This is a genomic window from Mucilaginibacter sp. OAE612 (genome assembly GCF_041806395.1).
Lineage (GTDB): Bacteria > Bacteroidota > Bacteroidia > Sphingobacteriales > Sphingobacteriaceae > Mucilaginibacter > Mucilaginibacter rubeus.
Window position 1 is genome coordinate 6,594,278 of the sequence record NZ_JBGMUW010000001.1, and the last position, 25,584, is coordinate 6,619,861.

General features: G+C 44.0%; 21 protein-coding genes. 11 read left to right on the top strand and 10 right to left on the bottom strand.

Features of this window, described 5'->3' with window-relative positions; all coding sequences use genetic code 11:
* The first annotated feature begins 325 nt into the window (after positions 1-325).
* Together ABID99_RS27745 and ABID99_RS27750 are read left to right on the top strand one after the other, a co-directional pair.
* Entirely contained in the window at positions 326-2,710 is a 2,385-nt protein-coding gene (locus ABID99_RS27745) for a glycoside hydrolase family 3 C-terminal domain-containing protein (RefSeq protein ID WP_090534504.1), read from the top strand.
* A gap of 66 nt (positions 2,711-2,776) precedes the next feature.
* On the top strand, positions 2,777-5,116 hold the full coding sequence (locus ABID99_RS27750; protein ID WP_090534601.1) for a glycoside hydrolase family 3 N-terminal domain-containing protein: 2,340 nt from the start codon (positions 2,777-2,779) through the stop codon (positions 5,114-5,116).
* A gap of 402 nt (positions 5,117-5,518) precedes the next feature.
* Here ABID99_RS27750 and ruvC read toward each other — a convergent pair whose 3' ends face one another.
* From ruvC to ABID99_RS27770, 4 genes are read right to left on the bottom strand one after another with little or no spacing between them, the layout of a single operon-like run.
* The gene (gene ruvC / locus ABID99_RS27755) at positions 5,519-6,103 is read right to left on the bottom strand and encodes a crossover junction endodeoxyribonuclease RuvC (RefSeq protein ID WP_090534507.1); all 585 of its coding nucleotides are present in this window, start codon (positions 6,101-6,103) and stop codon (positions 5,519-5,521) included.
* 19 nt (positions 6,104-6,122) lie between these two features.
* Positions 6,123-6,761, bottom strand: coding sequence for a leucyl/phenylalanyl-tRNA--protein transferase (gene aat, locus ABID99_RS27760; protein WP_090534509.1), 639 nt, complete (start codon positions 6,759-6,761; stop codon positions 6,123-6,125).
* A gap of 11 nt (positions 6,762-6,772) precedes the next feature.
* Positions 6,773-8,707, bottom strand: coding sequence for a DUF3857 domain-containing transglutaminase family protein (locus ABID99_RS27765; RefSeq protein WP_090534511.1), 1,935 nt, complete (start codon positions 8,705-8,707; stop codon positions 6,773-6,775).
* Between the two features lie 8 nt (positions 8,708-8,715).
* Positions 8,716-10,698, bottom strand: coding sequence for a DUF3857 domain-containing protein (locus ABID99_RS27770; protein ID WP_090534513.1), 1,983 nt, complete (start codon positions 10,696-10,698; stop codon positions 8,716-8,718).
* Between the two features lie 207 nt (positions 10,699-10,905).
* Here ABID99_RS27770 and hflX point away from each other — a divergent pair, with 207 nt between their 5' ends.
* Positions 10,906-12,090: a GTPase HflX gene (hflX, locus tag ABID99_RS27775; protein WP_112657043.1), complete on the top strand. Its 1,185-nt coding sequence runs from the start codon at positions 10,906-10,908 to the stop codon at positions 12,088-12,090.
* 81 nt (positions 12,091-12,171) lie between these two features.
* Here hflX and ABID99_RS27780 read toward each other — a convergent pair whose 3' ends face one another.
* Both ABID99_RS27780 and mqnB read right to left on the bottom strand, forming a co-directional pair.
* Positions 12,172-13,041 carry a menaquinone biosynthesis family protein gene (locus ABID99_RS27780; protein WP_188834066.1) on the bottom strand — a complete coding sequence of 290 codons (870 nt, stop codon included), beginning with the start codon at positions 13,039-13,041 and terminating at the stop codon, positions 12,172-12,174.
* A 12-nt stretch (positions 13,042-13,053) separates the two neighbouring features.
* Positions 13,054-13,674, bottom strand: coding sequence for a futalosine hydrolase (gene mqnB / locus ABID99_RS27785; protein WP_090534519.1), 621 nt, complete (start codon positions 13,672-13,674; stop codon positions 13,054-13,056).
* 76 nt (positions 13,675-13,750) lie between these two features.
* On the opposite strand from mqnB, the gene ABID99_RS27790 reads away from it, so the two are divergent.
* The 7 genes from ABID99_RS27790 to ABID99_RS27820 all read left to right on the top strand — a co-directional run bounded on the left by ABID99_RS27790 (position 13,751) and on the right by ABID99_RS27820 (position 21,932).
* A complete protein-coding gene (locus ABID99_RS27790) occupies positions 13,751-14,167 on the top strand; it encodes a 6-carboxytetrahydropterin synthase (protein ID WP_090534603.1) in 417 nt (138 codons plus the stop codon).
* A 9-nt stretch (positions 14,168-14,176) separates the two neighbouring features.
* Positions 14,177-14,818 (top strand): GTP cyclohydrolase I FolE, encoded by a 642-nt coding sequence (gene folE, locus ABID99_RS27795; protein WP_090534521.1) that lies wholly within the window; start codon positions 14,177-14,179, stop codon positions 14,816-14,818.
* Positions 14,819-14,914: 96 nt separating this feature from the next.
* Positions 14,915-15,802, top strand: coding sequence for an ACP S-malonyltransferase (fabD, locus tag ABID99_RS27800; protein WP_090534523.1), 888 nt, complete (start codon positions 14,915-14,917; stop codon positions 15,800-15,802).
* Between the two features lie 83 nt (positions 15,803-15,885).
* Positions 15,886-19,620: an ATP-binding protein gene (locus tag ABID99_RS27805; protein WP_139160075.1), complete on the top strand. Its 3,735-nt coding sequence runs from the start codon at positions 15,886-15,888 to the stop codon at positions 19,618-19,620.
* 69 nt (positions 19,621-19,689) lie between these two features.
* Entirely contained in the window at positions 19,690-20,445 is a 756-nt protein-coding gene (locus ABID99_RS27810) for an AraC family transcriptional regulator (protein ID WP_090534527.1), read from the top strand.
* A 30-nt stretch (positions 20,446-20,475) separates the two neighbouring features.
* Positions 20,476-21,624, top strand: a complete 1,149-nt coding sequence (locus tag ABID99_RS27815) for an NAD(P)/FAD-dependent oxidoreductase (protein ID WP_090534529.1) — start codon at positions 20,476-20,478, stop codon at positions 21,622-21,624.
* A 158-nt stretch (positions 21,625-21,782) separates the two neighbouring features.
* A complete protein-coding gene (locus ABID99_RS27820; RefSeq protein ID WP_090534531.1) occupies positions 21,783-21,932 on the top strand; it encodes a hypothetical protein in 150 nt (49 codons plus the stop codon).
* Here the strand turns inward: ABID99_RS27820 and ABID99_RS27825 are convergent.
* Positions 21,919-22,785: an NmrA family NAD(P)-binding protein gene (locus ABID99_RS27825; RefSeq protein ID WP_188834064.1), complete on the bottom strand. Its 867-nt coding sequence runs from the start codon at positions 22,783-22,785 to the stop codon at positions 21,919-21,921. The genes ABID99_RS27820 and ABID99_RS27825 overlap by 14 nt on opposite strands.
* 187 nt (positions 22,786-22,972) lie before the next feature.
* Between ABID99_RS27825 and ABID99_RS27830 the strand changes: the two genes are divergently transcribed.
* A complete protein-coding gene (locus ABID99_RS27830) occupies positions 22,973-24,238 on the top strand; it encodes an amidohydrolase family protein (protein ID WP_373615786.1) in 1,266 nt (421 codons plus the stop codon).
* Between the two features lie 273 nt (positions 24,239-24,511).
* On the opposite strand, the gene ABID99_RS27835 is transcribed toward ABID99_RS27830, so the two are convergent.
* From ABID99_RS27835 to ABID99_RS27845, 3 genes are read right to left on the bottom strand one after another with little or no spacing between them, the layout of a single operon-like run.
* Complete coding sequence (locus ABID99_RS27835) at positions 24,512-24,700, bottom strand: hypothetical protein (protein ID WP_373615787.1); 189 nt, start codon at positions 24,698-24,700, stop codon at positions 24,512-24,514.
* Positions 24,701-24,755: 55 nt separating this feature from the next.
* Positions 24,756-25,241 carry a hypothetical protein gene (locus ABID99_RS27840; protein WP_373615788.1) on the bottom strand — a complete coding sequence of 162 codons (486 nt, stop codon included), beginning with the start codon at positions 25,239-25,241 and terminating at the stop codon, positions 24,756-24,758.
* A 17-nt stretch (positions 25,242-25,258) separates the two neighbouring features.
* A complete protein-coding gene (locus ABID99_RS27845) occupies positions 25,259-25,432 on the bottom strand; it encodes a hypothetical protein (protein ID WP_373615789.1) in 174 nt (57 codons plus the stop codon).
* Positions 25,433-25,584: the final 152 nt, after the last annotated feature.

Sequence of the window (25,584 nt, forward strand, 5' to 3'; positions counted from 1 at the left end):
TCGCCCAAAGCTTACCTGCTGACGAAGAACGCCTTTTTTAACATGTCATGGGTAGGAACGAAGTATCTTCTTCACCCTATATGGCGGCCCCGCATCTTGAAAAGATTCTTCGTTATCTTTCAGAATAACAGGTAGTTTAAAATTTATCATTGTTCCATTTTATCGTCCAATTTCTCCTTCCCATCCGTATTCTTCATCTATTCATCGATAAAACTTGCTATTGTAAAACTTAATTTTTACTATTGTGTAATAATGACACAAAGAATATATTTTCCTTGCTGTTATTATCGCCAATTAGCCCCTTTAACCTATTTAATTTTAAAAAATGAGAACGAGCTACAAACTACACGTTGCTTTAGCATGCGTTTTATTTGCCGGTGGTATTCACCAGGCGGTACAAGCCCAAAGCAAAAGCCCTGCCCCACAATTAAGCGCAACAAACGTAAAGCAGATTGTTGCTGCCATGACACTCGAAGAAAAATCGAAGCTTGTTGTGGGAATGGGTTTTAAGATGCCGGGCGTACCGCCGCCGGTAAAGGGTAAAAAGCCCGAAGCTATTGATATAGGTGGTTTTAAATTGCCACCCTCTGATCCGGATGCTTACAATATCCCCGAAAAAGTTCCCGGGGCTGCCGGTCGCACGCATGCTATTCCACGTTTAGGTATCCCGTCTATCACGGTATCTGATGGTCCGGCAGGTTTGAGGATTGAGCCTATCCGCAATGGCGATAAATCAAAAACGTATTATGCTACGGCGTTCCCGGTTGCCACCTTGCTGGCCTCAACCTGGGATACACAATTGGTAAATAAAGTAGGCGTTGCCTTTGGTAACGAAGTGCGCGAATACGGTGTGGATATTTTGCTGGCGCCGGGCCTCAACATTCACCGCAACCCGCTCGGCGGCCGAAATTTTGAATATTATTCTGAAGATCCTTTAGTGGCCGGCAGTATGACCGCTGCCATTGTTAACGGTATCGAATCAAACGGGGTAGGTACTTCTATTAAACACTATGCGGCTAACAACCAGGAAACCAACCGTAACTCCATTAACACCATAGTAAGCGAGCGTGCCATGCGCGAAATATATCTGCGTGGTTTTGAGATTGCGGTGAAAAAAGCGCAGCCATGGACAGTGATGTCGTCATATAACAAACTGAACGGCACTTTTACCTCCGAAAGGCGCGACCTGCTCACTACCATTCTTAAAAAGGAGTGGGGCTTTAAAGGTTTTGTGATGACCGATTGGTTTGGCGGTAAAGATGCCGTAGCACAGATGAAAGCAGGCAACGATCTGTTGATGCCGGGTAACCCAACCCAATCTGATGACATAGTGGCTGCTGTAAAAAGCGGGAAGCTTAGCGCACAACAGCTTGATGCCAATGTGGAGCGGATTCTGAATGTGATAGTTCAATCGCCTACTTTCAAAAAATATAAATACTCTGATGCGCCAGATTTAGCCGGTCACGCTGCTGTTGCCCGTGAAGCTGCGGCACAAGGTATGGTACTTTTGAAAAATGATGACCATGCGCTGCCATTTGGTGCCGGCAAAAGGATTGCAGTGTTTGGCAATACCTCGTACGATATTATTGCAGGTGGTACCGGCAGCGGTGATGTAAACAAAGCATACACTATTTCATTAATGCAAGGTTTGGCCAATGCCAATTTTAAGCTGCAGGAAACGCTTTCCAATAATTACAAAGCGTACCTCACAGATATGAAGGCCAAACAGCCAAAACCTAAAAACTTTTTTGACCATCCCGCACCAATCCCCGAAATGGATGTGAACGCTATCGTAGCTGAAGAAGCTAATGGTGCCGATGAAGCGCTGATCACGATAGGCCGTAACGCGGGTGAAGGCGCCGACCGTAAATTGGAAAGCGATTATTATTTAAACGATGCCGAAAAAGGATTGATCAATGGTGTTGCCAGTGCGTTTCATGCTAAGGGTAAAAAGGTAATTGTTGTGCTTAACGTAGGTGGTGTTGTTGATGTTACCGCCTGGCGCGATAAGGTAGATGGTATTTTATTAGCCTGGCAGCCTGGCCTGGAAGCTGGTAACGCTATTGCTGATGTGCTGAGCGGCAAGGTAAACCCATCGGGCAAATTAGCGACTACTTTCCCTGCCGATTATAAAGATGTGCCATCGGCTAATAACTTCCCCGGTACGCCCGAAGGTAAACCAACACAGGTTATTTATGAAGAGGGTATTTACGTGGGATACCGTTATTACGATGTCGCTAAAGTTACCCCGGCCTATGAGTTTGGTTATGGCTTGTCATACACTAATTTTAAATTCAGCGATCTGAAATTGAGCTCAAAGGTTTTCAAAAACATGATCACTGCCTCGGTTACTGTTAAAAATACCGGCGATGTAGCAGGTAAAGAGGTGGTTCAGCTATATCTCGCGGCTCCTAAAACGGATCTGGATAAACCGGAAGATGAGCTGAAAGCTTTCGGCAAAACCAAATTGCTGGCCCCCGGTCAATCGCAAACACTGACGTTTACGATCAAAGCAGCAGATCTGGCTTCGTTTTATACCAACAGACAGGCCTGGATAGCTGATGAAGGAAGCTATAAAGTGAAAATAGGTTCATCATCGCGTAAAATAGAGGAAGCGGCATCTTTCAGCCTGGCTAAAGATATTACTGTTGAAAAGGTAAACAAAGCGCTGCTGCCCGAACAAACCATAAAAGAACTAAAACTAAAGTAAAACCAACCCCGGCCTCTGCATATTTTTTGCAGGGGCCTTTTTCTTTAACCCGAATCATGAATGATTATGGCCAAACCAATTAAACTGATAACCTTGCTGGCTCTGTTGCCGGCAACTGCTGTTATAGCGCAAAACAAATGGACAGAAAGAAAAGCAGGCGATATTGCTTTTGTTACCAATACAGGTGGGCAAAACCTGGGTTATGCCACCACATCGGGCATAAAAATATTAACCGTTGATGGCTTTGCTTTTAAAGACCTGAACAAGAACGGCAGGCTGGATAAGTACGAAGACTGGCGGTTACCTGTTGATGAACGCGCTAAAGACCTCGCCTCAAAAATGAGTGTTGAACAAATAGCAGGTTTAATGTTGTACAGCCGTCACCAGCCAATCCCGGCGGCAGCGGGCGGGCCATTCGCCGGTACTTATAACAATAAAGTTTTTGCTGAAAGCGGTGCCAAAGCGTCTGACCTTTCCGATCAGCAAAAACAATTTTTAGCTAAGGATAACGTAAGGCATGTGCTGGTAACCTCGGTGCAAAGTCCCGAAATAGCCGCGCAATGGAATAACAATGCGCAGGCGTTTGTAGAAGGCCTGGGTTTGGGCATTCCCAATAATAACAGCTCCGATCCCCGCCATGGAACCGTGGCTACCGCCGAATATAATGCCGGTGCGGGTGGTGCCATTTCTATGTGGCCCGGTTCGCTTGGAATGGCTGCTACCTTTGATCCTGAGGTGGTGAAAAACTTTGGCCACATTGCAGCGCAGGAATACCGGGCTTTAGGTATTTCAACAGCACTTTCGCCGCAGGTTGATATTGCTACCGATCCGCGCTGGGCGCGTGTGAGCGGTACTTTTGGCGAAGATCCGCAGTTAGCTGCCGATATGGCCCGTGCTTATATTGATGGCTTCCAAACTTCGGCCGCTGAAAAGGAAATTAAAAACGGCTGGGGTTACAACAGTGTAAACGCTATGGTTAAACACTGGCCTGGTGGCGGTGCAGGTGAGGGCGGCAGGGATGCGCATTATGCTTATGGTAAGTATGCGGTTTACCCGGGCAATAATTTTAAGCAGCATTTGATCCCTTTTACCGAGGGCGCGTTTAAGCTGCAAGGTAAAACCGGCATGGCTGCAGCCGTGATGCCTTATTATACCATCTCATACAACCAGGATATCAAAGACCACGAAAACGTGGCCAACAACTATAACTCCTACATTATTAACGACCTGCTGCGCAAGAAATATAAATACGATGGCGTGGTTTGTACCGATTGGCTGGTTACCGGCGATGAAACCACGGTAGATTCATTCCTTTCGGGCAAATCATGGGGCGTGGAGGGCCTTTCTATAGCGCAGCGCCATTACAAGGTGCTGATGGCGGGTGTTGATCAATTTGGTGGTAATAACGAAGTTGCCCCGGTTGTTGAAGCATACCAGATAGGCATAAAAGAACATGGCGAAGCGTTTATGCGGGCAAGGTTTGAGCAATCGGCAGTGAGGTTATTGCGCAATATTTTCAGGACTGGCTTGTTTGAAAACCCTTACCTGGAGCCTGAGGTTTCCAAACAAACTGTTGGCAAACCCGAGTTTATGGATGCAGGTTACCAGGCGCAGCTTAAATCCATAGTGATGTTGAAAAACAAGGCTAATATATTGCCTTTACAAAGCGGCAAAACGGTATATGTACCTAAAAAATTTACTCCGGCTGGCAGGAACTTTTTGGGAATGGAGACACCTGAAAAATTGGAATATCCTGTGAATATGGAAACTGTTAAAAAATATTTTAAAGTAACCGATAACCCTGATGAGGCCGATTATGCATTAGTGTTTATTGCCAGCCCCAATAGTGGAGGGGGGTATAGCAGTGCCGACGCTAAAAACGGAGGAACAGGATATGTACCAGTCAACCTGCAATACGGTGCATACACGGCCACCGATGCCCGCGCTACCAGTATAGCAGGTGGCGACCCGCTGGAGAAATTTACCAACCGTACTTACAAGGGTAAATCAAGCACTGCTATTAATGTTACCGATTTGGCTATGGTTACCGATACTTATGCCAAAATGAAAGGGAAGCCGGTTGTTGTATCTGTTAATATGAGCAACCCGATGGTATTTGCTGAATTTGAAAAGGACGCCAATGCTATCATTGTTGATTTCGGCGTGCAAGGCCAGGCCTCACTTGATATCATGACCGGTAAAGCCGAGCCATCTGCATTATTACCGCTGCAAATGCCGGTGGATATGAAAACCGTTGAAGCGCAGTTTGAGGATGTTCCTCACGATATGAAATGTTATGTTGACGAGCAGGGCAATAAATATGATTTCGGTTTCGGCTTAAACTGGAAAGGGGTTATTAAAGATGGGCGTGTGGATAAGTATGTGAAGAGTGTAGTGAAGCCGTAAAGGCGCGTCTCCACTGCGTCATGGGTAGGAGTTAAAATACGGGTCTCTGAAGGAGAAATAACATGCTCCATCGTCATGCCGAATTTATTTCGGCATCCCACAGGACAGGTAGTCGCTTTGCTTAGCATGGCTGCTTAGCGAGTGGGGTGCTGAAACAAGTTACCCATGACAAAAATAAAAAATGGGTCATGGGTAGCCCGTCGAAGCATAGTGGGCAGGCCTCTGCGCGCGAGTCTTCGACAGGCTCAGACTGACAGGCCGTCTTTTGTCACCTTCAGAGTCCACGGGTTTAAACACTCAGCATGACAAATGTTCGTTATAATTCAGACTTACGAAGTTTTCAAAACTTCTTAAGTCTTCTGCTTTTTATTTGGAATAATAAGGTGGAAAAACCAGATGATCTCACTTCACAACCCTTTTAGCATTATCCTTTACAAAAGTATCCCAGCCTGAATATGATTTTTTACTTCCAGCCTTACCCGAACCTGTAGGGATCCGTTGAAATGAATGGCAAACAGCTACAGCCAAACCATCGGTAGCATCCAGAAAATCGGGGGTTTCCTTGAACTTTAACAGGCTTTGCAGCATGGCGGCTACCTGTTCTTTGGTAGCGTTTCCGTTACCGGTTATGGATTGTTTTATTTTACGGGGAGCGTATTCGGTGATCTCTACATTGCGCGATAATGCGGCGGCTATGGCCATTCCCTGGGCGCGACCGAGTTTCAGCATCACCTGTATGTTTTTGCCGTAAAAAGGGGCTTCAATAGCCAGGCAATCGGGGTGGTAGTTATCTATAAGGGCAACGGTTTTTTCGAAGATGCGCTGCAGCTTAAGCATATGATCGTCGGTAACGGGCATTTTTACTACCCCCATAGCAAGCAGCTCAATTTTAGGGCCGGTTTCCTTTAGCAGTCCGTAACCCATAACGGCTGTGCCGGGGTCGATACCTAAAATGATCCTTTCCTTTAAATTTACCACCTGCTGCATATGGCTCAAAGGTAACTAATCAAACTAAATTATTTAGCAATACATCCATATATTGCTCCCGGCTTATCATCCTTGCTCCAAGCGATTCGAGATGACCGGTGTGTACCTGGCAATCGATAAGCTTGTACAGCCCTGTATTGCACAGATAGATGAGCGCTGTTTTTGAAGCGTTGCTGACGCGGGTAAACATACTCTCCCCACAAAAAACAGCACCAACATGTACGCCGTACAGGCCACCTACCAGCTTGTCATCCTGCCATACCTCAACCGAATGGGCATAGCCTTCCAAATGCAGGCGATTATAAGCGGATATCATATCGGGCACAATCCAGGTGCCATCCTGCCCTTCACGCGGAGCGGTTGAACAGGCTGTTATAACATCGTTAAAGCAGGTATCAACGGTAACCTTCAGTTTGCCGGAGCGTAATACCTGCCGCATGGATTTGGATATTTTAAGCTCATCAGGATATAATACAAAACGTTCATGAGGCGAATACCACAGGATGGGTGTATCATCGCTATACCAGGGGAAAATGCCGTTTTGATAGGCCAGCAATAACCGTTTGGTACTCAAGTCGCCGCCAACAGCCAAAAGCCCGTCTGGTTCGGCCAGATCGGGCTTTGGAAATATTAAACGTTCGTCGAGCCTGAATATCATCAGGCGCAAATTTATGCTTTACGGCGGATCACCAGCTTTTTATTTTGGGCTTTGGCTATCGCATCCAGATAAACCTGCAATTCGGTGTATTTGGCGGCGGGGATCACATGGTTTTTTAAGTTGAATTTGGTAGTGCTTACCACCTGGTTTTTAGTTGCGTCATAAACATACCTAACATCATAAGTGCCGTAAGTAAATTTAAGGCTTTGATCGGCAGGCAAAGCATCAATTTCAAAGCCAGCAGGCAAATCAATGGTGGTAACGCATGTTTTTAACATGGGAATTTCAAAGAAAAAATCGCTTTTTCGTTTTTCAAGTATGGGTACGGTTGTTTTCCACAGATCAAAAACACGGGGTTTGTAAAACTGCTTGTTGCCCGCCGATACATCGCAAAATTTATCGTACTCCAGCTCAATGTCCAGTTCTTTTATGCCGTCTTTATCTGTTGATGGCTTGAACTCAAAAAGTGATGGCTGCTTCATGTTCAGCATCTTAATCAGTACCTGTTTTTGCTCGTCGGTTTTTAAGGCGGCTATACCCAGGTAATCATCGCGGTATTCACCTGTGCTTAAAATTTTAAGTGTTGCCTTTGCGCCGCCATCCGCGTCAAGTACCACATGTGCTTCGCTATTAAATTGGTTGTCAATATCTGTACTGCGCGGAGTTTTAACCAGTTTGCCTCCATCTTCAGTTACCAGCAGGGCGTACCTGTTTTCGGTAAAAGGCCCGAGCTTGCCAAAAGGCTTTTGCATATTGGTACACTCAAGCCAGGTAGTATCACCTTTAAAAGGTACACATAAAATAATGTGATTAAAGGGATCGCTTGGAAATGCAGGATCAGCGGGCTCTTCGTTTGAGCCTGCGTTTATTATGGCATAATACGATGGAATATCAGCTGCCTTTAATAAGGCATACATGTAGTTTGATAAGGCCTTGCAATCGCCATACTTTTTCTGGTCGACAAATGTAGCCGGGAATGGCTTTAAACCTCCAATGCCGAGCTGGATACTTACATAGCGCATGTTTTGCTGCATGTATTGGTATAAAAACCGGGCTTTCTCTTTGTCTGTTTTAAAGTCGGCCGTCATTTTTTTAACCTCGGCTATCCGTTCCGGACTAAGCGAGCATACGTCTGCATTGAGGGTCTGCAGCCATTTGCCAAAATTTTGCCAGGTGCTGATATCGCCGGGAATACCACCAAACTGGAATGAGTTTGCTGCAAACATGATCCGCGGCATAACCTGCCATGATTCAGCATCGTCTTCGGGCTTTATAGCTTTTAAATTTTTTACATGCCAGGTGTACTTTTCAAACTCTCCGGCAGGTGTTTTTTCGGGCTTGATGGTAGTATTCTTATTCATGTACCTGAAGCCTACCGAAGGATTGACCAGGACAGTATACTCCGCGTTTTGGACGGCCCGCTCGGGCCGTTGAATTTCCCATTCGCCCAAATCGAGATAGCTGTTCATGTCCTCCTCAAAAATTACCTCAATAGTAGTTGGATATGCAGATATCGGATGTTTCATGGCCAGCATCCGGTCGTCCGTTACAATCGAGATCCCATCGGTAGCGGCATAATCATAAAAATCGCTCTTGTGATATTTTTTTATCATCGTTCCATCAGCGTTGTAAACCAGCATTTGCACGTTATCAACACTGCTGAATTTTTTATCGTAACCCAGGCCAAGTTGTGCGGCGGCATCACCTTTTTCATTTAAAACAGTAATGATGGCGTGATGCTTTAGCGTCATTTTACCAGCTGCTTTTACGGTAACCTCGTCTGAAGAATACCGCACAACTGAATTTGCTTCTCCCTTTAATGAATCGGGGATGGTTGATGCTATATAAAATTCTTTCGGGAGATTTTTATCCTGTCCATAGCTTTTGATTGATAAAATGACAATGCCTGCAATAGTTAGCAGCCTGTAAAAATATGTAGTGCTCATGTTTTCGATCAGGCTTTTTTAAGTACTATCTGCTCAGTAAGCATATCCTGCATTTGTTTGTAGAACTCTCTCAGCTCAGGATAACTTTCTTTTTCGTAAAAAGCCTTTTCGTATGATATAACATATCGCACTACAATCATTCCATCCTGTTCGGCAATAAAACGTTTAAGGCTTATACTTTGATCGGGCATAACCATGCGTATGCTTTTTGGCAGCGCATCAACTTTATAACCTGCCGGAATTTTGTAGGTACCGTTTATCTCATACCTGTTACGATGCCCAAAATCAATATCAGTAGCGCGCTTTTCGCTCAGGAAAGGGTTGGTACGTATAGGGGTAAAAAGGTTGGGGTTAAAATATATATATGTTCCGTCGGAACCGGTGAGCTCCAGGTCAAAAGCTATATTTTGTACCAGTGGTAGGGTATCTGACTCCATATCCTTCATTTTTAATGACGATATTTTAAGGTTATTGTCGTTGGCCTTTATGTAGTCGATATATTTTTTTTCACCATCGGTTTTATAGCGTTCAACACTGCTTATTTTGTGGTAGCTGAAGCTGCTGATATCTGCAGTTCCGGTCATTTTGCTATCCGCCTTAATGTCGGCATTGATCATGACCACCTGCCTGGCCGGAGCTGCTTTTGTAATATAAAGCATATCGTAAGCGTTGGCCTGCTTATCGATATACAAACCCGATGAATTCAATAGCATATCGGGTGTTTCATTATATAAATTGTATTTGTTTGTAGCATCAAGTATGTACTCTTTTGTGCTATCAACAGGAATATAAACCACTGCACGGTTAAACTGCGAAAGCGAGGTGTTGAAGCGGTTCACTTTTCCATGTTCGCGGGTGCTCACGATCATAGGGTAGATTTCCTTAATGCCTGATTGTTTAAGCAGGTGGTATAAAATAATATTTACCTCGGCCGAATTGCCCGTTTTCTTTTCCCATGCCCGGTAAGTACCATCGTTGGTATACCAGCGGTCAACGCCATCCCATTTCATGAGGGTTTTTACCTGGTTAAAAACGTAAGCTATTTTTTCATCATCAGTTTTAAAGGTTTTAGCTTTGGTGATAATAGGCTCTTCGTCTTTTAATTTACGTTTTAACTGGCCGCCAAAATCTTCATCATCGGCAATAATGCCGCCCACTTTAGCCCAGGTATCTGAATATGACTTGTAAAAGCCATAGCTTGATTTTACAGAAGTAAGGTTAAACTGTAACGACATGATATTGTCGGTATATGAGCGCATGTAAGGCTCATCATGCAGCGAAGGGATGTTTTCCATAACCCTAAAATCTTTTTCATCATTATATGATAAAGGATTTGTGCCGGGCATGGTGCGGGCTTCTGAATCATGGGTTGCTTTTGAATAAGGCATCCAAACGTGGTTCACCGTGCGGAAATACAACAGATCGGGAATAGACGTATCCAACTCGCTGTACCGCACCGGTATTTTTTGCTGAAAATCCCACGACGGGAAATTGCTTATCGAAACAGTATGATATTTATACTTGTATTCAATTACCGACCCCGCTTTAACGTTGGGCATTGAAAATACAATGGCATTGCGTACCTTATCAATGGTTTGGGTATAGATAAGTTTTTTATCCAGTTTGGTTATTTCGGGCTTTCCGTTAACCAGGTTAATGGTTTCGGCTTGCACATCGGTAATATATTCCAGCCGGTTACCGCCGTAATATTCAATACGGATGTTGGCTTCATCTTTACCATTATCGTTAAAAATCTTGATCCGTTTGTGGTACTCGCCGCTAATGTCAAATGAACTATCGTAATAAACATCGCCTTTGTTAAAAAGAACTTCGGCATTGGCATCGGGCTCAAAATCGCATTTGGCCATTTCAAGGTCGGCAATTTCAATTTTGCCAAAAGGTAAAACTTTAGAAGGGGGGGCGGTTTTTTTTTGAGCGGTAACCGGTAACGCAAATAGGGCTGCTCCAAGCAGCAGTAAGAGCCTGTTCATCGTGATGAGGTTTAATCACATCAAAAATAACAATTACCGGAATATTTAAAAGCAAATTTTTTTAGTCATTTTAATTTAATTTTTCATAATGAAAGTTCCTGTCATGAATTTATTCCCGCGTATGTTATTTTGACATTAAAATTTTATTTCATAGCCCCGTTTACGTACATTTATTTAACTGGCATTTGGATTGATATACTGTAATTAATGAAACAAAAATTTTATGATACTGCTGTGAAGCAGGAAAAAGCGGTACTTGTAGGTGTAATAACGCCCAATGAAACCGACGAGATTGAGAAGGAACACCTGGAAGAGCTCGAGTTTTTGGCCAGCACCGCGGGAGCGTTAACGGTGAGCCATTTCACTCAAAAACTACAGCGCCCGGACAGGGCAACTTTTGTTGGCTCAGGTAAACTGGAAGATATTAAAGCCTACGTTAAAGAAGAAGAAATTGATATAGTTATTTTTGATGATGGCCTTTCGCCATCGCAACTGCGTAATATTGAGAACGAACTGCAGGTAAAGATCCTGGACAGGAATAACCTCATCCTGGATATTTTTGCAAGCCGTGCCCAAACAGCACAAGCTAAAACGCAGGTTGAGCTTGCCCAATTGCAATACCTGCTGCCCCGCCTTACCCGTCTCTGGACCCACCTTGAACGCCAGAAAGGTGGTATTGGTATGCGCGGCCCGGGCGAGTCGCAAATTGAAACCGACCGTCGTTTGATCCTGAATAAGATCTCACTGTTAAAGGATAAACTAAGGCAGATAGATAAACAGAACGAGACCCAGCGCAAAAATCGCCATCAGCTTGTACGTACAGCATTGGTTGGTTATACCAACGTAGGTAAATCGACTATCATGAACATGATTGCCAAATCGGAAGTTTTTGCCGAAAATAAACTGTTTGCTACACTGGATACCACCGTAAGGAAAGTCGTGATTGAGAACCTGCCCTTCCTGATGTCGGACACGGTAGGGTTTATCCGTAAGTTACCGCACCATTTGGTTGAATGTTTTAAATCGACGCTTGACGAAACCCGCGAAGCCGATATCCTGATCCATGTGGTAGATATTTCACACCCTAATTTTGAAGATCAGATCCGCACGGTTAACGAAACCCTCAAAGATATCGGCGCTATTGATAAACGCATTATTACTGTATTTAACAAAATAGACGCTTTTAAACCCGAAGATCACCAGGTGCCGCAACAGGAAGAACCATTAACACTGGAAGACTTTAAACAAAGCTGGATGGCTAAAAATAATGCCCCGGCTATATTTATTTCGGCAACTAAAAAGGAAAATGTGGAGGAGTTCAGGGCCTTGCTTTATAAGGAAGTGAAGGCTATACATACTGAAAGGTATCCTTATGATGCTTTATTGTATTGATAGCTGATTGGATAGATATAAACAAAAGAGGGACGCATTTTGGTGAGTCCCTCTTTTGTTTTTGGAAGCAATGCAGTTAGACTAATCAGTCAAAAATATACCCTGCTTCACCTCCGGTATAATCCCTTTCTCCAATGCAGCATCAAACATCAGGTTAATAGCTTTACGTCCTTCCTCGCCAAGTTCAATTGAGTATTGGTTTACATAAAGTTCGATGTGTTTATACATCACTTCTTCGCTCATTTCCTGGGCATGTTGTTTAATAAACGCTAAACCGGATTTGGGATTAGCAAAAGCAAACTCCACCGATTTACGGAGCAGCCGGTTTATTTTATGCTGAACATCCAACGGTAAATTACGATTAGCTACAATGCCGCCAAGGGGTATAGCGCAACCTGTACGTTTTTCCCAGTAGTCGCCAAGATCGATGATTTTTTTGAGGCCTTTATCCTGGTAGGTGAAACGGTTTTCGTGAATGATCAAACCAATATCTATACGGTTATCAAGCAAAGCATCTTCAATTTCTGAAAATACCAGTACCTGCTTGTTGGTAGCTTCAGGAAAGGCAAGGCCTAATAAAAAGTTGGCTGTAGTATATTTGCCCGGAATGCCAATCAATGGGTTTCGGCTCCCTGATTTCGGATCGTGGATCAGGTTTTTCTCCAAATCCGAAATCGAAATTTCCAGATTCGAAATCAACAATGGCCCTACACCAAAACCCAGCGCGCTGCCCGAATCAAGCAGTACATATCTATCAGTTACGTAAGCAAAGGCGTGATAGCTGAGCTTGGTAATATCTAACTCCCCGCGAAAAGCTTTTTGATTAAGCGTTTCCACATCATCATAAAATACTTCAAACTCCAGGCCTTCGGTGTCAATTTTATGGTGAATAAGGGCATCAAAAATAAATGTATCATTAGGGCAGGGCGAAAATCCGAGAGTTAGTTTCATACGGGTAGCAGATTAACTGTTAATGATCTGGCTCACCAGGTCGACGGCAAATGTATTCAGATTTTTAATGGCCAGCCCAATGTTCCAGGCCTCACGATTACGTTTCTCAACATAATTTGACACTGCCCTGATTTGCATACCCGGTACGTTCATCTGCCGGCAGGCGTAAAAAAAAGCCGCGCCTTCCATGCTTTCCAATTGCGGGTTTAACCTTTGCTGTACTTTTTGGATGGATGGCTCGTGGCCGTGCACCATATTAACGGTTATAGCCTTTGCCTTTTTCAGAAAAAAGTTTGGATAAACCTGCTCAAGCGATGTTGTGGGCAAAAAAACACTCTCGCCAAAGCCAAGCATATCAATGGGGATAAAAGCTTCGTCATCCTGTGCGCCAAGCTCAGCAAAGGTATCTTCGGTTATTTCCAGCACATCGCCTAAATGGAAATTACGGTCGAAACTGCCTGCTATGCCCAAATTGAGTACAAGATCATAGGTATGGTTGCTTAATTGCCGGGCCATGCCAAAGGCTGTTGGTACCATGCCTGTACCGGTTATCAGTACATCAACCTTATTGCCCAATTGATTTACGAGAGGGGCAACCTCAAATTTGGTAGCTGCAACAATGAGTATAAGCATATTGCATTATTTTGACGGCTAATATAAAACAACTACCCTGTTTTTGTTTTGTATATTTGCACCCACTTTTGTTATGATGATACATATAACGCGCAAGGAACATTTTAATGCCGCTCACCGGATGTACCGTGAGGAATGGAGCGCTGAAAAAAACTTTGAGGTGTTTGGCAAATGCGCCAACCCCAACTGGCATGGTCACAATTACAACCTGTTTGTAACTGTAAAGGGCGAAGTCACGCACGCCACAGGCTATCTTATCGACTTAAAAGAGCTGAAGATAATTATCAACGAGTACGTTATCGAAAAGCTTGACCATAAAAACATCAATAAGGATGTTGATTTTATGGCCGGTAAAATGGCATCGACCGAGTTGCTTTGCATTGAGATATTTAACCAGTTAAAAGGACCTATTGAAGCTTACGAGGGGGTGTTTTTACATTCGGTTAAGCTTTACGAAACTGAAAATAATTCTGCCGAGTATTTTGGCGGTTAATTTTATAAAATGAGCGACTCACAATTTAGCCAGGATACCGACGATGACGATTTCGGCGGATACATTAAAATAGATCGTTATAACCAGGACCGGATTGATAGTTTGAAAGATAACTACCATAACGTATTAAAGCAAATAGGCGAAGATGCCGCACGTGAGGGCTTGTTAAAAACCCCCGAGCGCGTTGCCAAAGCCATGCTTTATTTAACCCATGGTTATGAACTTAATGCCGAAGAGATCCTGAACTCGGCCAAATTCAGGGAAGATTACAGCCAGATGGTGGTAGTAAAAGACATTGAAGTTTATTCGATGTGCGAGCACCATATGCTTCCATTTTTTGGCAAGGCGCATGTGGCCTACATTCCTAACGGACATGTGGTTGGTTTAAGTAAGATCCCACGCGTGGTTGATGTATTTGCCCGCCGTTTGCAGGTGCAGGAACGTTTAACCAACGAGATCCGCGATTGTATTCAGCAAACACTTAACCCTGTAGGCGTTGGTGTGGTAATTGAATGCCGCCACCTGTGCATGAGCATGCGCGGCGTACAAAAACAAAACTCGGTAACCACCACATCGGCCTTTACCGGCGAGTTCCTGAAAGAAAAAACCAGGACTGAGTTTTTGAATTTGATAAGTTCGAAATTGAGTTAAGAGCCCCCCGGCCCCCTAAAGGGGGAGTAAGGAGCTAATAATTATATTTATAAACCACTAAAACAATATTCCCCCTTTAGGGGGTTAGGGGGCAAGATGAAAGCATATATTTTCCCGGGCCAGGGCGCCCAGTTTCCGGGTATGGGCAAAGACCTGTACAATCAATCAGAAAAAGCACGTGAGCTGTTTGAAAAAGCCAACGAAATCCTGGGTTTCCGCATTACTGATGTAATGTTTGAAGGCACAGCTGATGACCTGGTGCAAACCAGCGTTACCCAACCTGCTATTTACTTACATTCAACCATTTTGGCCACAGTTTTGGGCGATGATTTTAAGCCCGAAATGGTTGCGGGCCACTCCCTGGGTGAATTTTCGGCCCTGGTAGCCGCAGGCGCTTTATCATTTGAAGATGGCTTGCGTTTGGTAGCAGCACGTGCCAACGCTATGCAAAAAGCTTGTGAAATACAACCATCAACCATGGCCGCTATTTTAGGCCTGGATGATTTTACGGTAGAAGACATTTGCCAACGCATAAGCGAGGTTGTTGTGCCCGCAAATTACAACTGCCCTGGCCAGCTGGTGATATCGGGCTCCATTGCCGGTATTGACGAGGCTTGTATTAAGATGACTGAAGCCGGTGCAAAACGTGCCCTGAAGCTCAAGGTAGGCGGAGCGTTCCATTCGCCGTTAATGGAAGCCGCGAGGGTTGAACTGGAAGCCGCGATTGTGGCTACCGAGATCAAAGCCCCCATTTGCCCCATCTATCAAAACATAGATGCCAAGCCCTATACCGATCCTGAACTGATTAAACATAACCTGATAGCCCAGCTTACCGGTGCCGTTAGGTGGACACAAACCGTAATGCATATGCTTGAAGATGGTGCTACTTCATTTACCGAAGTAGGGCCGGGCAACGTACTGCAGGGCCTTGTTAAAAAGGTTGATAAAACCGTCGAAACTGCAAGCGCCGCGTTACCGCAATAATTTTTAAAAGCCACATACAACATGTGGCTTTTATTTTTGTTATAGGCTTGTATTAAACAAAAAATCCATAGTATAGCAACATCTTGACTACTTCCGGAAAAATACGCCTATTGCTTGCCCTTTTAGGGCTTAGTTTGCTGCTTACGGCCGTTATTGTTCAAAAAACATATACGCCCGTAAACAGCCTTGTGCAGTCTGCCCGGATACTGGAAGATAACCTCCATAACAAAGAAGCGTTTATAAATAAACAGCTTAACGGCACCGAACGTTTTAAAAAGATGATGAACCTGCGCAATAATGAGCAGGACGCTATTAATGCTATTGAAAATTTTACCACCCAAAACAACATTTGGTTTATAACCTTAACCAATAATAAATTAAGCTTTTGGAGTGGCATAAAAGTATTGCCCGATAGTACCAATACCATTAAAGATGGTTATTCCTTTATTAAGCAGCCCAATGGGTATTATGAAACGTTCCGGAAAACGGAGGGAAATTTTTCCGTTATCTTCTTTATTCCGGTTAAGATCAATTACGCGTTCCAGAACAAATACCTTCAAAACAAATTTGCCAGGGATCTGCTCGATGATGATAACATTGATATAGCCGATTTTACAGATGTCAACGTTTATGAAGTTCATAGTAGCGATAATGATTACCTGTTTTCGGTAAAGCTTAAAAATAATGACGCCAATAATGATTTTGTTTATTATGAACTTTCATTTTGGATACTCACCGCCATTACGCTTTGTGTACTGATGCATAATATTTGCAATTACGTGGCATCAAAAGGGTATGTGGTATTATCTATCATATTCCTTGCTTTATATATTGCGTTGTTCAGGTTTGTTAACCTGCATTATAACCTGCCCGATTTTACGTATAAGCTTAGCATTTTCAATCCGGCATTTTATGGCTCAAGCCTGGTTTATCCTTCGCTGGGCGATTTTTGTATCAATATCCTGGTCATTTTTTGGTTTGTAGCCTTTGTGTATAGGCAGCGCCGCAGGTTTTTAACCAATGTGCAGAGCAAAACTGCCGGCTATGTTATTGTGGTTGTTGCTATTTTAACGCTTATAGGGGTGTCAACATCGTTATTGCGTTTGTTTCATGGCCTGGTTATCAACTCAAAAATCAATTTTGATGTAAACAATGTACTCAGCTTAACGGGGTTCAGCATATTGGGGGTATTAATGCTGTGTTTTAGCTTTTTGATATTTTACCTGCTCAATGAAATCATTTTAACCATATGTCTGAAGCTTAACGTACCCCGAACGCACCAGTTATTCCTGTTTTTGTCCGGAATTATCATGGCTACCGTCGTATTTGCCTATTTTCATGAATTTACGCTGTTTTACATATTGTGGGCACTGTTGGTACTGATAAGGGGCTATAGTTTTATTTACTATAAAGGGCAGCTTTTTGCCACATCTTTTTTAGGTATCGTGTTTATTTGTGCCCTGATAGCGGCCATTAAGCTTAATCATTTTGAAGATCTGAAAGAGCACGAAACCCGGAAAGCCCTGGTACAAAAACTGGAGATCCCGGATGATGCCACAGCCGACTATATTTTTAAAAGGATAGAAAATCAAATTATAACGGATACGGCCATAGTACGCTATTTTATCAATGGCCTGCACAACGGCGATTATCTTAAAACCCGTTTCCAAAAACTTTATTTTGATGGCTACCTGTCAAAGTACGAGTTTAAAGTTCATGAATTTGATGCCAATGATGAACCTACATCGGCAGATAAAAACTACTCGCTGAGTGTGTTTAAAGACCTCGTACTATATAGCTCATTTAAGGTATCCGACTATTTTTACCGCGAAAATGAATCATTCGGGTACCAGAATTACTTTGCCATACTGCCTGTAAATACCAGTAATAAGCAATTGGGCACTATTGTAATTGAGCTTAAATCAAAACCGCTGCAATTATCGGGCGCTTTCCCCGAGTTATTGATTGACGGCAACATAAGCCCTGAAAATGACTTTAAAGATTATTCATACGCCTTTTATAGCGATAATAAATTGCTGAGCCAGCGCGGCACCTATGTTTACTCGCTTGATAACAGGGAGTTTAAAGGCGACCTGAAAAAATACACCGAAAAAACCACGCAAAACCACAGCACTGCCTGGTACGAAAGCTTTACAACATACAATCACCTGATATACAGGCCCAGTGAAAGAAACCTGATTGTTGTTAGCAGGGAGGAAAACTCACTTTACTATGCGGTTACTTCGCTCACCTTCTTTTTGGTGGTTATACTGATATTCAGCGCGGTTATCATCACTTTAAAATGGTCATGGGCCCGCATCAAGATCTTTAACATAGCCGAAGACGGGCTGAAGATAAACTTCAGGATAAATTTTGATAAGGTATTGTATAAAACCCGCATCCAGATCTCGATGATACTGGCCGTAGTGGTTACCCTGGTGCTTGTTGGTTTTATTACTTTTTTATCCATCAGTAACCAGTACTATACCCAGCAGGAAAAAATGATCAGGGATAAAATAACCCGTATAGCATCGGCATTTGAAAACGGTCTTTTTACCCAGTATGTTGAGCATCTCAATGAGGAGAGCCAGGTTCATTTTAATGAATTGGCCAATACTTACGCAACCGATCTTACTTTGTTTGATACCAACGGTGTTCCCTTACTTACCACTCAGCCTAAAATTTATGAAAACGGCCTCGTGGCAAAACGGATGAACGCCCGTGCATTCATCTTTTTGAGCAAATTGCAAAAAACCGAGTTCGTAAACGACGAGAAAATTGGCGAACTGAGCTATAAAGCGGCCTATGCCCCGGTAACCCTTACTGCATCAAACAAAACGGTTGCCTATATCCAACTTCCTTATTTTAGTAATGAAGCCGATTACCGCGAGCGCATAAGCTCATTGCTTAATGTGATGATAAACGTTTACGCCATTGTTTTTATAGCAATTGGCTTGTTTGCCATTATTATAGCAAGGCAGATAACCGCGCCCTTAAACTTTATACAACAAAGCCTCAGCAAAACCATCTACGGTAAAAAGAACGAACACATCAAATGGTCGCGCGATGACGAGATCGGCGCATTGGTTAAAGAGTATAACAAAATGATATCGGCCCTGGAAAACAGCGCCCAGCGGCTGGCACAATCCGAACGCGAAAGCGCCTGGCGCGAAATGGCCAAGCAGGTTGCGCATGAAATTAAAAACCCGCTAACGCCGCTAAAACTGGGCTTACAACTGCTTGATAAATCATGGAAGGACAAAGATCCCAGGTTTGATCAAAAATTTGAACGTTTCAGCAAGTCATTTGTGGAGCAGATTGAAAGCCTGTCGTCGATAGCGTCGGAGTTTTCGGCATTTGCCAAGATGCCGGATACCCGCATTGAGCAGATCAATATTTTTGATATGTTGAACCAGGCAGTTACCATTTTTAAACAGATGGATAATGTGCAGATCACCTATCTGCAACCAGAGAATTCGTTCATTATCAATGCCGACCGCGACCAGCTATTGCGCTGTTTTAATAACCTGTTGAAAAATGCTATTGAAGCCACCCCTCAGGATAGGAAGTGCATCATAGATATCAATTACCTGGTAACCAGCAAAAATATCCTGCTTACCATCAAAGATAACGGTAACGGGATTCCGGAAGAGATGCGTGAAAAGATCTTTGAGCCAAACTTTACCACCAAAAGCTCCGGAACGGGTTTAGGCCTTGCATTCATCAAAAACTCTATTGAAAATGCCAACGGCAAAATTTGGTTTGAAACAACTATGGGCACAGGAACCACATTTTATTTAAGTTTACCTGCTGCTTAATAATTAAACCGCAGGTAAATCAAAGGTAAACAGCGGATTTACAATACAACACCGCAATTCACAAAAGCTATGAGCAATAACCTGGAATACAGAATTGTTAAGCCCGGTAAACCACTTTCGGATTTTGTTGATAGTTTTTGGTTTTTACGTAACCTATCGGACGCCGATAAAGATACAACGGGGTTACCCGACGGACTTATTGATATATTGCTTTTTAAATCCGCTACACAGCCTTTTAGTATTGCACAGCTTGGAGGACTAACCCAGTTTGAACAGGCCAAAGTTTCGGCCAATAGCGTAATATTCTGCATTAGCTTCAAATTGCTTGCCGTCGAGTATATTTTTGGAGAGGCCATTGCCGATATAGTAAACGGTGGCAGATTTTTACCGGAAGGCTATTGGGGGTTTACAGAAAACGATTTGCTGGATTTTGACTGCTTTGTTGAAAAAGCAACGCAAAAGATCAGATCACTTATTCCGGAAGGCATAGATGAACGTAAACGAAAATTGTTTGAACTGATTTATCTAACGAAAGGGAGGATCACGGTTAAAGAGCTTTCCGAAAAAGTGTTTTGGAGCAGCAGGCAGATAAATCGTTACTTTAATCAGCAATTCGGGATCTCACTTAAAGCCTATTGCAATATTCTTCGTTTCCGCGCCTCGTTGGAGCATATTGCAGACGGCCGGCTGTTTCCGGAAGAGAACTTTTTTGACCAGAACCACTTTATCAAAGAAGTGAAAAAGTTTTCGGGCGTTGTACCTAAAGAATTATCTAAAAACAAAAACGACCGATTTATACTATTATCGGCCATCAGGCAGAAATAATTTTGCATCGTAATTAAACGATGAAAAATTATGTTATTAGATAATAAACAGGTTGCCATAGTAGGTGGTGGACCGGCGGGGCTGGCCTTAGCAAGGCTTTTACAACTTAAAGGTGCAAATGTAAAAGTATATGAACGGGATATGGACAGAAATGTACGGGTGCAGGGTGCCACGCTCGACCTGCATGAAGGCACAGGACTGGAAGCGCTGAAACGGAGCGGTTTGCTGGATGAATTTTATAAATACCACCGTCCTGTAGCAAGTAAGATGCTGCTTGTGGATAGAATGCTCAATATTACATTTGATGACCACAATTTTGCGACTATTACCGCGGAAACCCGCCCCGAAATAGACCGCGCGCCTTTGCGGGATATTTTATTGAACTCATTGCAGCCCGATACCGTGGTATGGGACAGCCATTTCATTTCAATGGAAAGAGAAAGAAAAGGCTGGCGTTTGTTTTTTAAAAACGGATCGAACGCCTATGCCGATCTGGTAATTGCGGCTGACGGAGCCAATTCAAAAGTGCGGCCTTATTTAAGTGACGTTGAACCGGTTTATTCAGGTATCACGCTGATTGAAGGCAACATTTACAACGCTGAAAAATACACTCCAAAACTTTTTTCCTTTGCAAAAGGAGGAAAAGTAATGGCGTTTGATGACGGGCGATTTGTAGGTTATGGCACAAAAGCCGATGGCTCAATTATGTTTGTGGTGAATTTTAAAACACCCGAAAACTGGCTGGAACAAAGCGGCATTAATTTCAATAACAGAGAGGAAGTTTTTGAATGGTTTAAGAAAGATTTTGCCAGCTGGAGCGATGAATGGCATGAGTTTTTTACAAATGAGGTGGTTTGTTTCATTCCCCGTCCGCAATATTATTTCCCATTAAATCAAAGCTGGGAAACGGATGAGAGCCTTACAATGATTGGGGATGCCGCACACCGGATGCCACCATATGCAGGCGAAGGTGCTAATGTAGCATTGCAGGATTCGTTTGAACTGGCCGAATGTTTAACCGGAAATCAATTTACTGATATCAAAACAGCGATTGCCCATTTTGAAAAAGAAATGGTTGCAAGAGGAGCGGAAGCCACAAAAGACACGCTGGAAAATTCGGAGAGAATGTTTTCAAAAACTGGTTTGGCGCAAATGGCCGAATTCTTTAATCAGCACTGAATATATTAAGTCGATTAGAATAAAAAGGCTGCGGTATTCTGTTGCCATGTCACGACTTTTACCTCGTGGCCATTTGTCAATATTGCCGGGGTATCACGGCTAATACGTTCTATTGTTTGTTTGCGTAAACATTGCCGCTCGCGGTATGTTAATAAATAATGATCAGGAAATTAAAATCAGGGCAATACAGGATCTACTCCAAAAAGGTTGATCCTGAAACCCACAAGCGTAAAAATCTCGGCACTTTCGATTCAAAAGAAGCCGCAATGAAACACGAAAAAGAGATACAGTATTTTAAGCACCATTAACCTGCAATTGCTTTTCCAGGTAGTGAAACAAGGTGGTAGGCCCGTGTTGGGCGGTTGGTATTTCCGATTGCTGGCTAATGGTAAGTCTCGTCATATTAGCGAAAGATGCCGCCGCTTTTTCGGAAAAGCCGCCCTTTATCAGAAAGTCTTTCCAACCAGCTTCCGGGATAGTCACCACGTTTACCGTTTTGTGCAATAGCTTACCGAATGTTTCAGCCACATCCTGATTAGAATAGGTTTCAGGCCCTTCCAGGAAGAACAGCCCGGTCCGGTCATCCAGCATTAATTTGGCTGCAAATGCACCGATATCTGCCGGCGCGACCATGGGCAGCTTAAAGTCCGCCGGAAACAAAGTGGTCAATTCTCCCTTTTCCCGGACGGCTGGTATTGCCTGGTCAAAATTGCTCATGTAATAAGCGCTGCGGATCACTGCCAGCGGGATGTCCAATTTGGCTAAGCCCTGCTCTAATTCATACAGCGCACCGAGGTCAAAAATATGATCTCCGGGCTGGGCGCCATAGGTAGAAGCGGCGACGATCTTTTTCAGTTCCGACCCTTCAAGCGCGTTTAGGATACTGCCGATCTGTTCCCTTTCCACCGCATCGATATCTTTATCGGGAGCCGCATTCGGGTTCAGCACAAACAGGCGCTCCGCCTGTCCGAACAGTTCTTTTAAACGGGCTGTGTCCCAGATGTCTGCAACCTCATAAGCTGCCCCCTTAACAATCCATTCGGCAGCTTTAGCTGGATCATGGCCAATGATCATGACCTTTTGTTGTTTTTGCAGCAAAGCGGTCGAAAGCGCGGCACCGATATGGCCGGTTCCTCCTAAAATAGCGTGTGTGTATTTCATAACGCTATTAATTTCAATATTCATGCCGTAAAAACTTGCCAGAAGTCCGCAACGATTTTTTGTTTTTCGTCATCCCAACCGTCGGCCATTTCTACATGCATCCGCAAGGAATTGTCAAGGCATCACCGAACGATGCTTTCTGCGAAATTGCTTAAATTGGGCAAGCTGTCAAAAAGCAGCAAAGCCTATGATCAAGTATATAATTTCATTCCTGTTGTTGGCGCCAGTCGCCGTTTGGGCCCAGTACAAACCCGGATTGCTTGTACTGACCAATGCGACCATCATTGATGCAGAACACCGGGTGCCGCTTCCCCGTCAAACAGTGTTTATTTGTGATGGTAAGATCAGCCTTACTTTTACGGCCGGGGAGCACACCATTCCGGATTCTGCTATAGTAATCAACCTCGGAGGGAAATCACTCTTGCCGGGCCTGGTCGATAGTCATGTGCATATGGCAACCGATCCGAGCGGTGTAGACAACCGCGCGCACACACTTGATGTGCTGAAGCGTATGCTGTGTAGCGGTGTGACCTGTGTGAGGGATATGGCCGGTGACGGACGTGTACTTGCCGGTTTGGCCCGCGATGCACGGCTCGGAGAGATCACGTCACCTGAAATCTGTTATTCTGCCCTTATGGCCGGTACCGTGTTCTTCAGTGACCCGCGAACAGCGACGTCAACAAGAGGCGGTATTAACGGGAAAATGCCCTATATGCAGGCTATCAGCGACTCCACAAACCTGACACTGGCAATAGCCGAAGCCAAGGGCAGCGGCGCGAGCGGCATCAAGCTCTATGCTAACCTGACCACCGGGCAGGTTAACCGGATAATGACGGAAGCACAGAAACAGCAGATGCCCGTTTGGGGGCATGCCTGGCTGCAGGGCGCAGGGCCGTCCGACCTTGTCCGGGCAGGACTAATATCCATTTCGCACGTGCCGTTGCTGGTCCGTGAAAAGGCACAAATACCGGAAGCCTGGAAAAAAGCCGGGCATAACGCCGCGTATTGGGATCAGGTGACGCCTGATTTGCACGGGCTTTTTGATCTGATGCGAGCGCATCACACCATTCTGGACGCCACTTTACTTACCTACAAAGTTTGGGCAAGCCAGGATTCGGCTGCTATATGGGACTATGAGGTAGGTAAACGGATCGTTGCTCAGGCTTATCGCGCAGGGATAGCCATTTGCGCCGGTACCGATGACGATCAGGAAAAATTTGTTCAGGAAGAAATGCGCCTGCTCGTAACGGATGCCGGTTTCAGCCCTATGGATGCCATCATAGCCGCCACCCAAAACAGCGCCGCAGCCATCGGGCTACAAGGGCGAAAAGGACTCGTTAAAGCAGGGATGGATGCCGATCTGATCGTACTGGATGCTGATCCTTTGGCATCCATCGATAACATCACAAAAGTAAAATTAGTGATCAAAGGCGGCAGGATCTACAACAGGTAACAACTATCATAGCTTTTTGTCAATATAACTTCGGCGTGGCCCAACTCTTGCTGAGTGTTTAAATCCGGGGCCTCTGAAGGTTAGATGGCAAAGAGGGTCTGTCAGTCTGAGCCTGTCGAAGACTCGTGCGCAGAGGTCTGCCCCGCCATACTTCGACGGGCTCTGTATGACACCCTTTTTTAAGTTGTCATGGGTAACATAAGGAGACAGGTTCGTTTAGCACTCTTACTCTGTCATGGATTACAAAGCGGCTTTACGAATTATACGGCTACCTTATTGAGCTTTAGAACCCTGTTTTTTTGCAGCTTCTTTTTTTCTTTTGTCCATAATCAGACTGCCAACGGTGTAAATAAGCATCAGGAACCCAACCAATGCTGTCTCAGCTTTACTTTGCATAACACCGCCCAGCAGGCATATCGCGCCGAGGATGGTGCCATAAATAAGCGCAGGCCTTCTGCGCATGAAAATAACCATAATAAGAAATTTAAAGATTATCAATAATGTACATCGTGATCAATCACTGTACGACAAGGTCAGCTTCGGCATTGATCTCGTTGCCTGCTTTTACTTTATCCCATATGCGCACGTTGACATGATAAACCTGCCCGGATGCCATCGGCTGTGCAATTGTGATATCACCCCGTAGCTCGGTTGCTCCTGCCGGCGGATAACCTTTGCCGCCTGCAAAAAGGTCGGCAGACTTGATCACCGGGTTACCTTTCTGATCGGTAACGGCCAGCATCATACCCGGATAAACCTTTCCGTCCTTTAATCCGTAATTGACGATGCCAAGGGCTGCAACGGATACACGCGTGTTTAATGATACCTTGTTGTTGCTCAATGGATTGCCTGATGCATCGATCAGTAAAACATTCTGTATGTTAAAGCCATTGTAATTGTAAGACAATCCTGTACTGAAGTCTTTTTTGGCGCCCCTGCTAAAATCGCATGCGGTAAGCGCCGTGCAGCAATATATCAACATAATGATTGATAATGTTTTCATGGTGTCGGGCTGTTTTTTTATTGATAGGCGATATCAGTTATTGTATGATCGATAGCAGAAGCCGGGTTGTTTACCATTTGCTTTACCAATGGTGTCACCTCCTGGGCGGGTGGGGTTTTGGCATCTTTTGAGCAAGATATAGCTGCCGTTGCAACAAATATTATTGCAAACAATGGTTTTGAAGTTTTCATGGTGTAAATAATTTTACCTCCGTTAGTTTTAATAATTTTTTCATAGGTAAGTTTTGTTATTTGTAATCAGCGCTTTCAACAGGAAGCGCCGTAATGCCCCGGAGGCAAAATTGTTATTACAAAAAAAAGAGACTGTTGGGAAAGTTAGTTTC

Bases quoted from the DNA above. Each gene is read 5' to 3' on its own strand.
- hflX (WP_112657043.1), top strand. From the start codon at position 10,906: ATGAAACAAAAATTTTATGATACTGCTGTGAAGCAGGAAAAAGCGGTA.
- ABID99_RS27820 (WP_090534531.1), top strand. From the start codon at position 21,783: ATGATCAGGAAATTAAAATCAGGGCAATACAGGATCTACTCCAAAAAG.
- ABID99_RS27815 (WP_090534529.1), top strand. From the start codon at position 20,476: ATGTTATTAGATAATAAACAGGTTGCCATAGTAGGTGGTGGACCGGCG.
- fabD (WP_090534523.1), top strand. From the start codon at position 14,915: ATGAAAGCATATATTTTCCCGGGCCAGGGCGCCCAGTTTCCGGGTATG.
- aat (WP_090534509.1), bottom strand. From the start codon at position 6,761: ATGATATTCAGGCTCGACGAACGTTTAATATTTCCAAAGCCCGATCTG.
- ABID99_RS27770 (WP_090534513.1), bottom strand. From the start codon at position 10,698: ATGAACAGGCTCTTACTGCTGCTTGGAGCAGCCCTATTTGCGTTACCG.
- ABID99_RS27780 (WP_188834066.1), bottom strand. From the start codon at position 13,041: ATGAAACTAACTCTCGGATTTTCGCCCTGCCCTAATGATACATTTATT.
- ABID99_RS27845 (WP_373615789.1), bottom strand. From the start codon at position 25,432: ATGAAAACTTCAAAACCATTGTTTGCAATAATATTTGTTGCAACGGCA.
- ABID99_RS27825 (WP_188834064.1), bottom strand. From the start codon at position 22,785: ATGAAATACACACACGCTATTTTAGGAGGAACCGGCCATATCGGTGCC.
- ABID99_RS27765 (WP_090534511.1), bottom strand. From the start codon at position 8,707: ATGAGCACTACATATTTTTACAGGCTGCTAACTATTGCAGGCATTGTC.
- ABID99_RS27790 (WP_090534603.1), top strand. From the start codon at position 13,751: ATGATACATATAACGCGCAAGGAACATTTTAATGCCGCTCACCGGATG.
- ABID99_RS27810 (WP_090534527.1), top strand. From the start codon at position 19,690: ATGAGCAATAACCTGGAATACAGAATTGTTAAGCCCGGTAAACCACTT.
- ABID99_RS27835 (WP_373615787.1), bottom strand. From the start codon at position 24,700: ATGCGCAGAAGGCCTGCGCTTATTTATGGCACCATCCTCGGCGCGATA.
- mqnB (WP_090534519.1), bottom strand. From the start codon at position 13,674: ATGCTTATACTCATTGTTGCAGCTACCAAATTTGAGGTTGCCCCTCTC.
- folE (WP_090534521.1), top strand. From the start codon at position 14,177: ATGAGCGACTCACAATTTAGCCAGGATACCGACGATGACGATTTCGGC.
- ruvC (WP_090534507.1), bottom strand. From the start codon at position 6,103: ATGCAGCAGGTGGTAAATTTAAAGGAAAGGATCATTTTAGGTATCGAC.
- ABID99_RS27750 (WP_090534601.1), top strand. From the start codon at position 2,777: ATGGCCAAACCAATTAAACTGATAACCTTGCTGGCTCTGTTGCCGGCA.
- ABID99_RS27745 (WP_090534504.1), top strand. From the start codon at position 326: ATGAGAACGAGCTACAAACTACACGTTGCTTTAGCATGCGTTTTATTT.
- ABID99_RS27830 (WP_373615786.1), top strand. From the start codon at position 22,973: ATGATCAAGTATATAATTTCATTCCTGTTGTTGGCGCCAGTCGCCGTT.
- ABID99_RS27840 (WP_373615788.1), bottom strand. From the start codon at position 25,241: ATGAAAACATTATCAATCATTATGTTGATATATTGCTGCACGGCGCTT.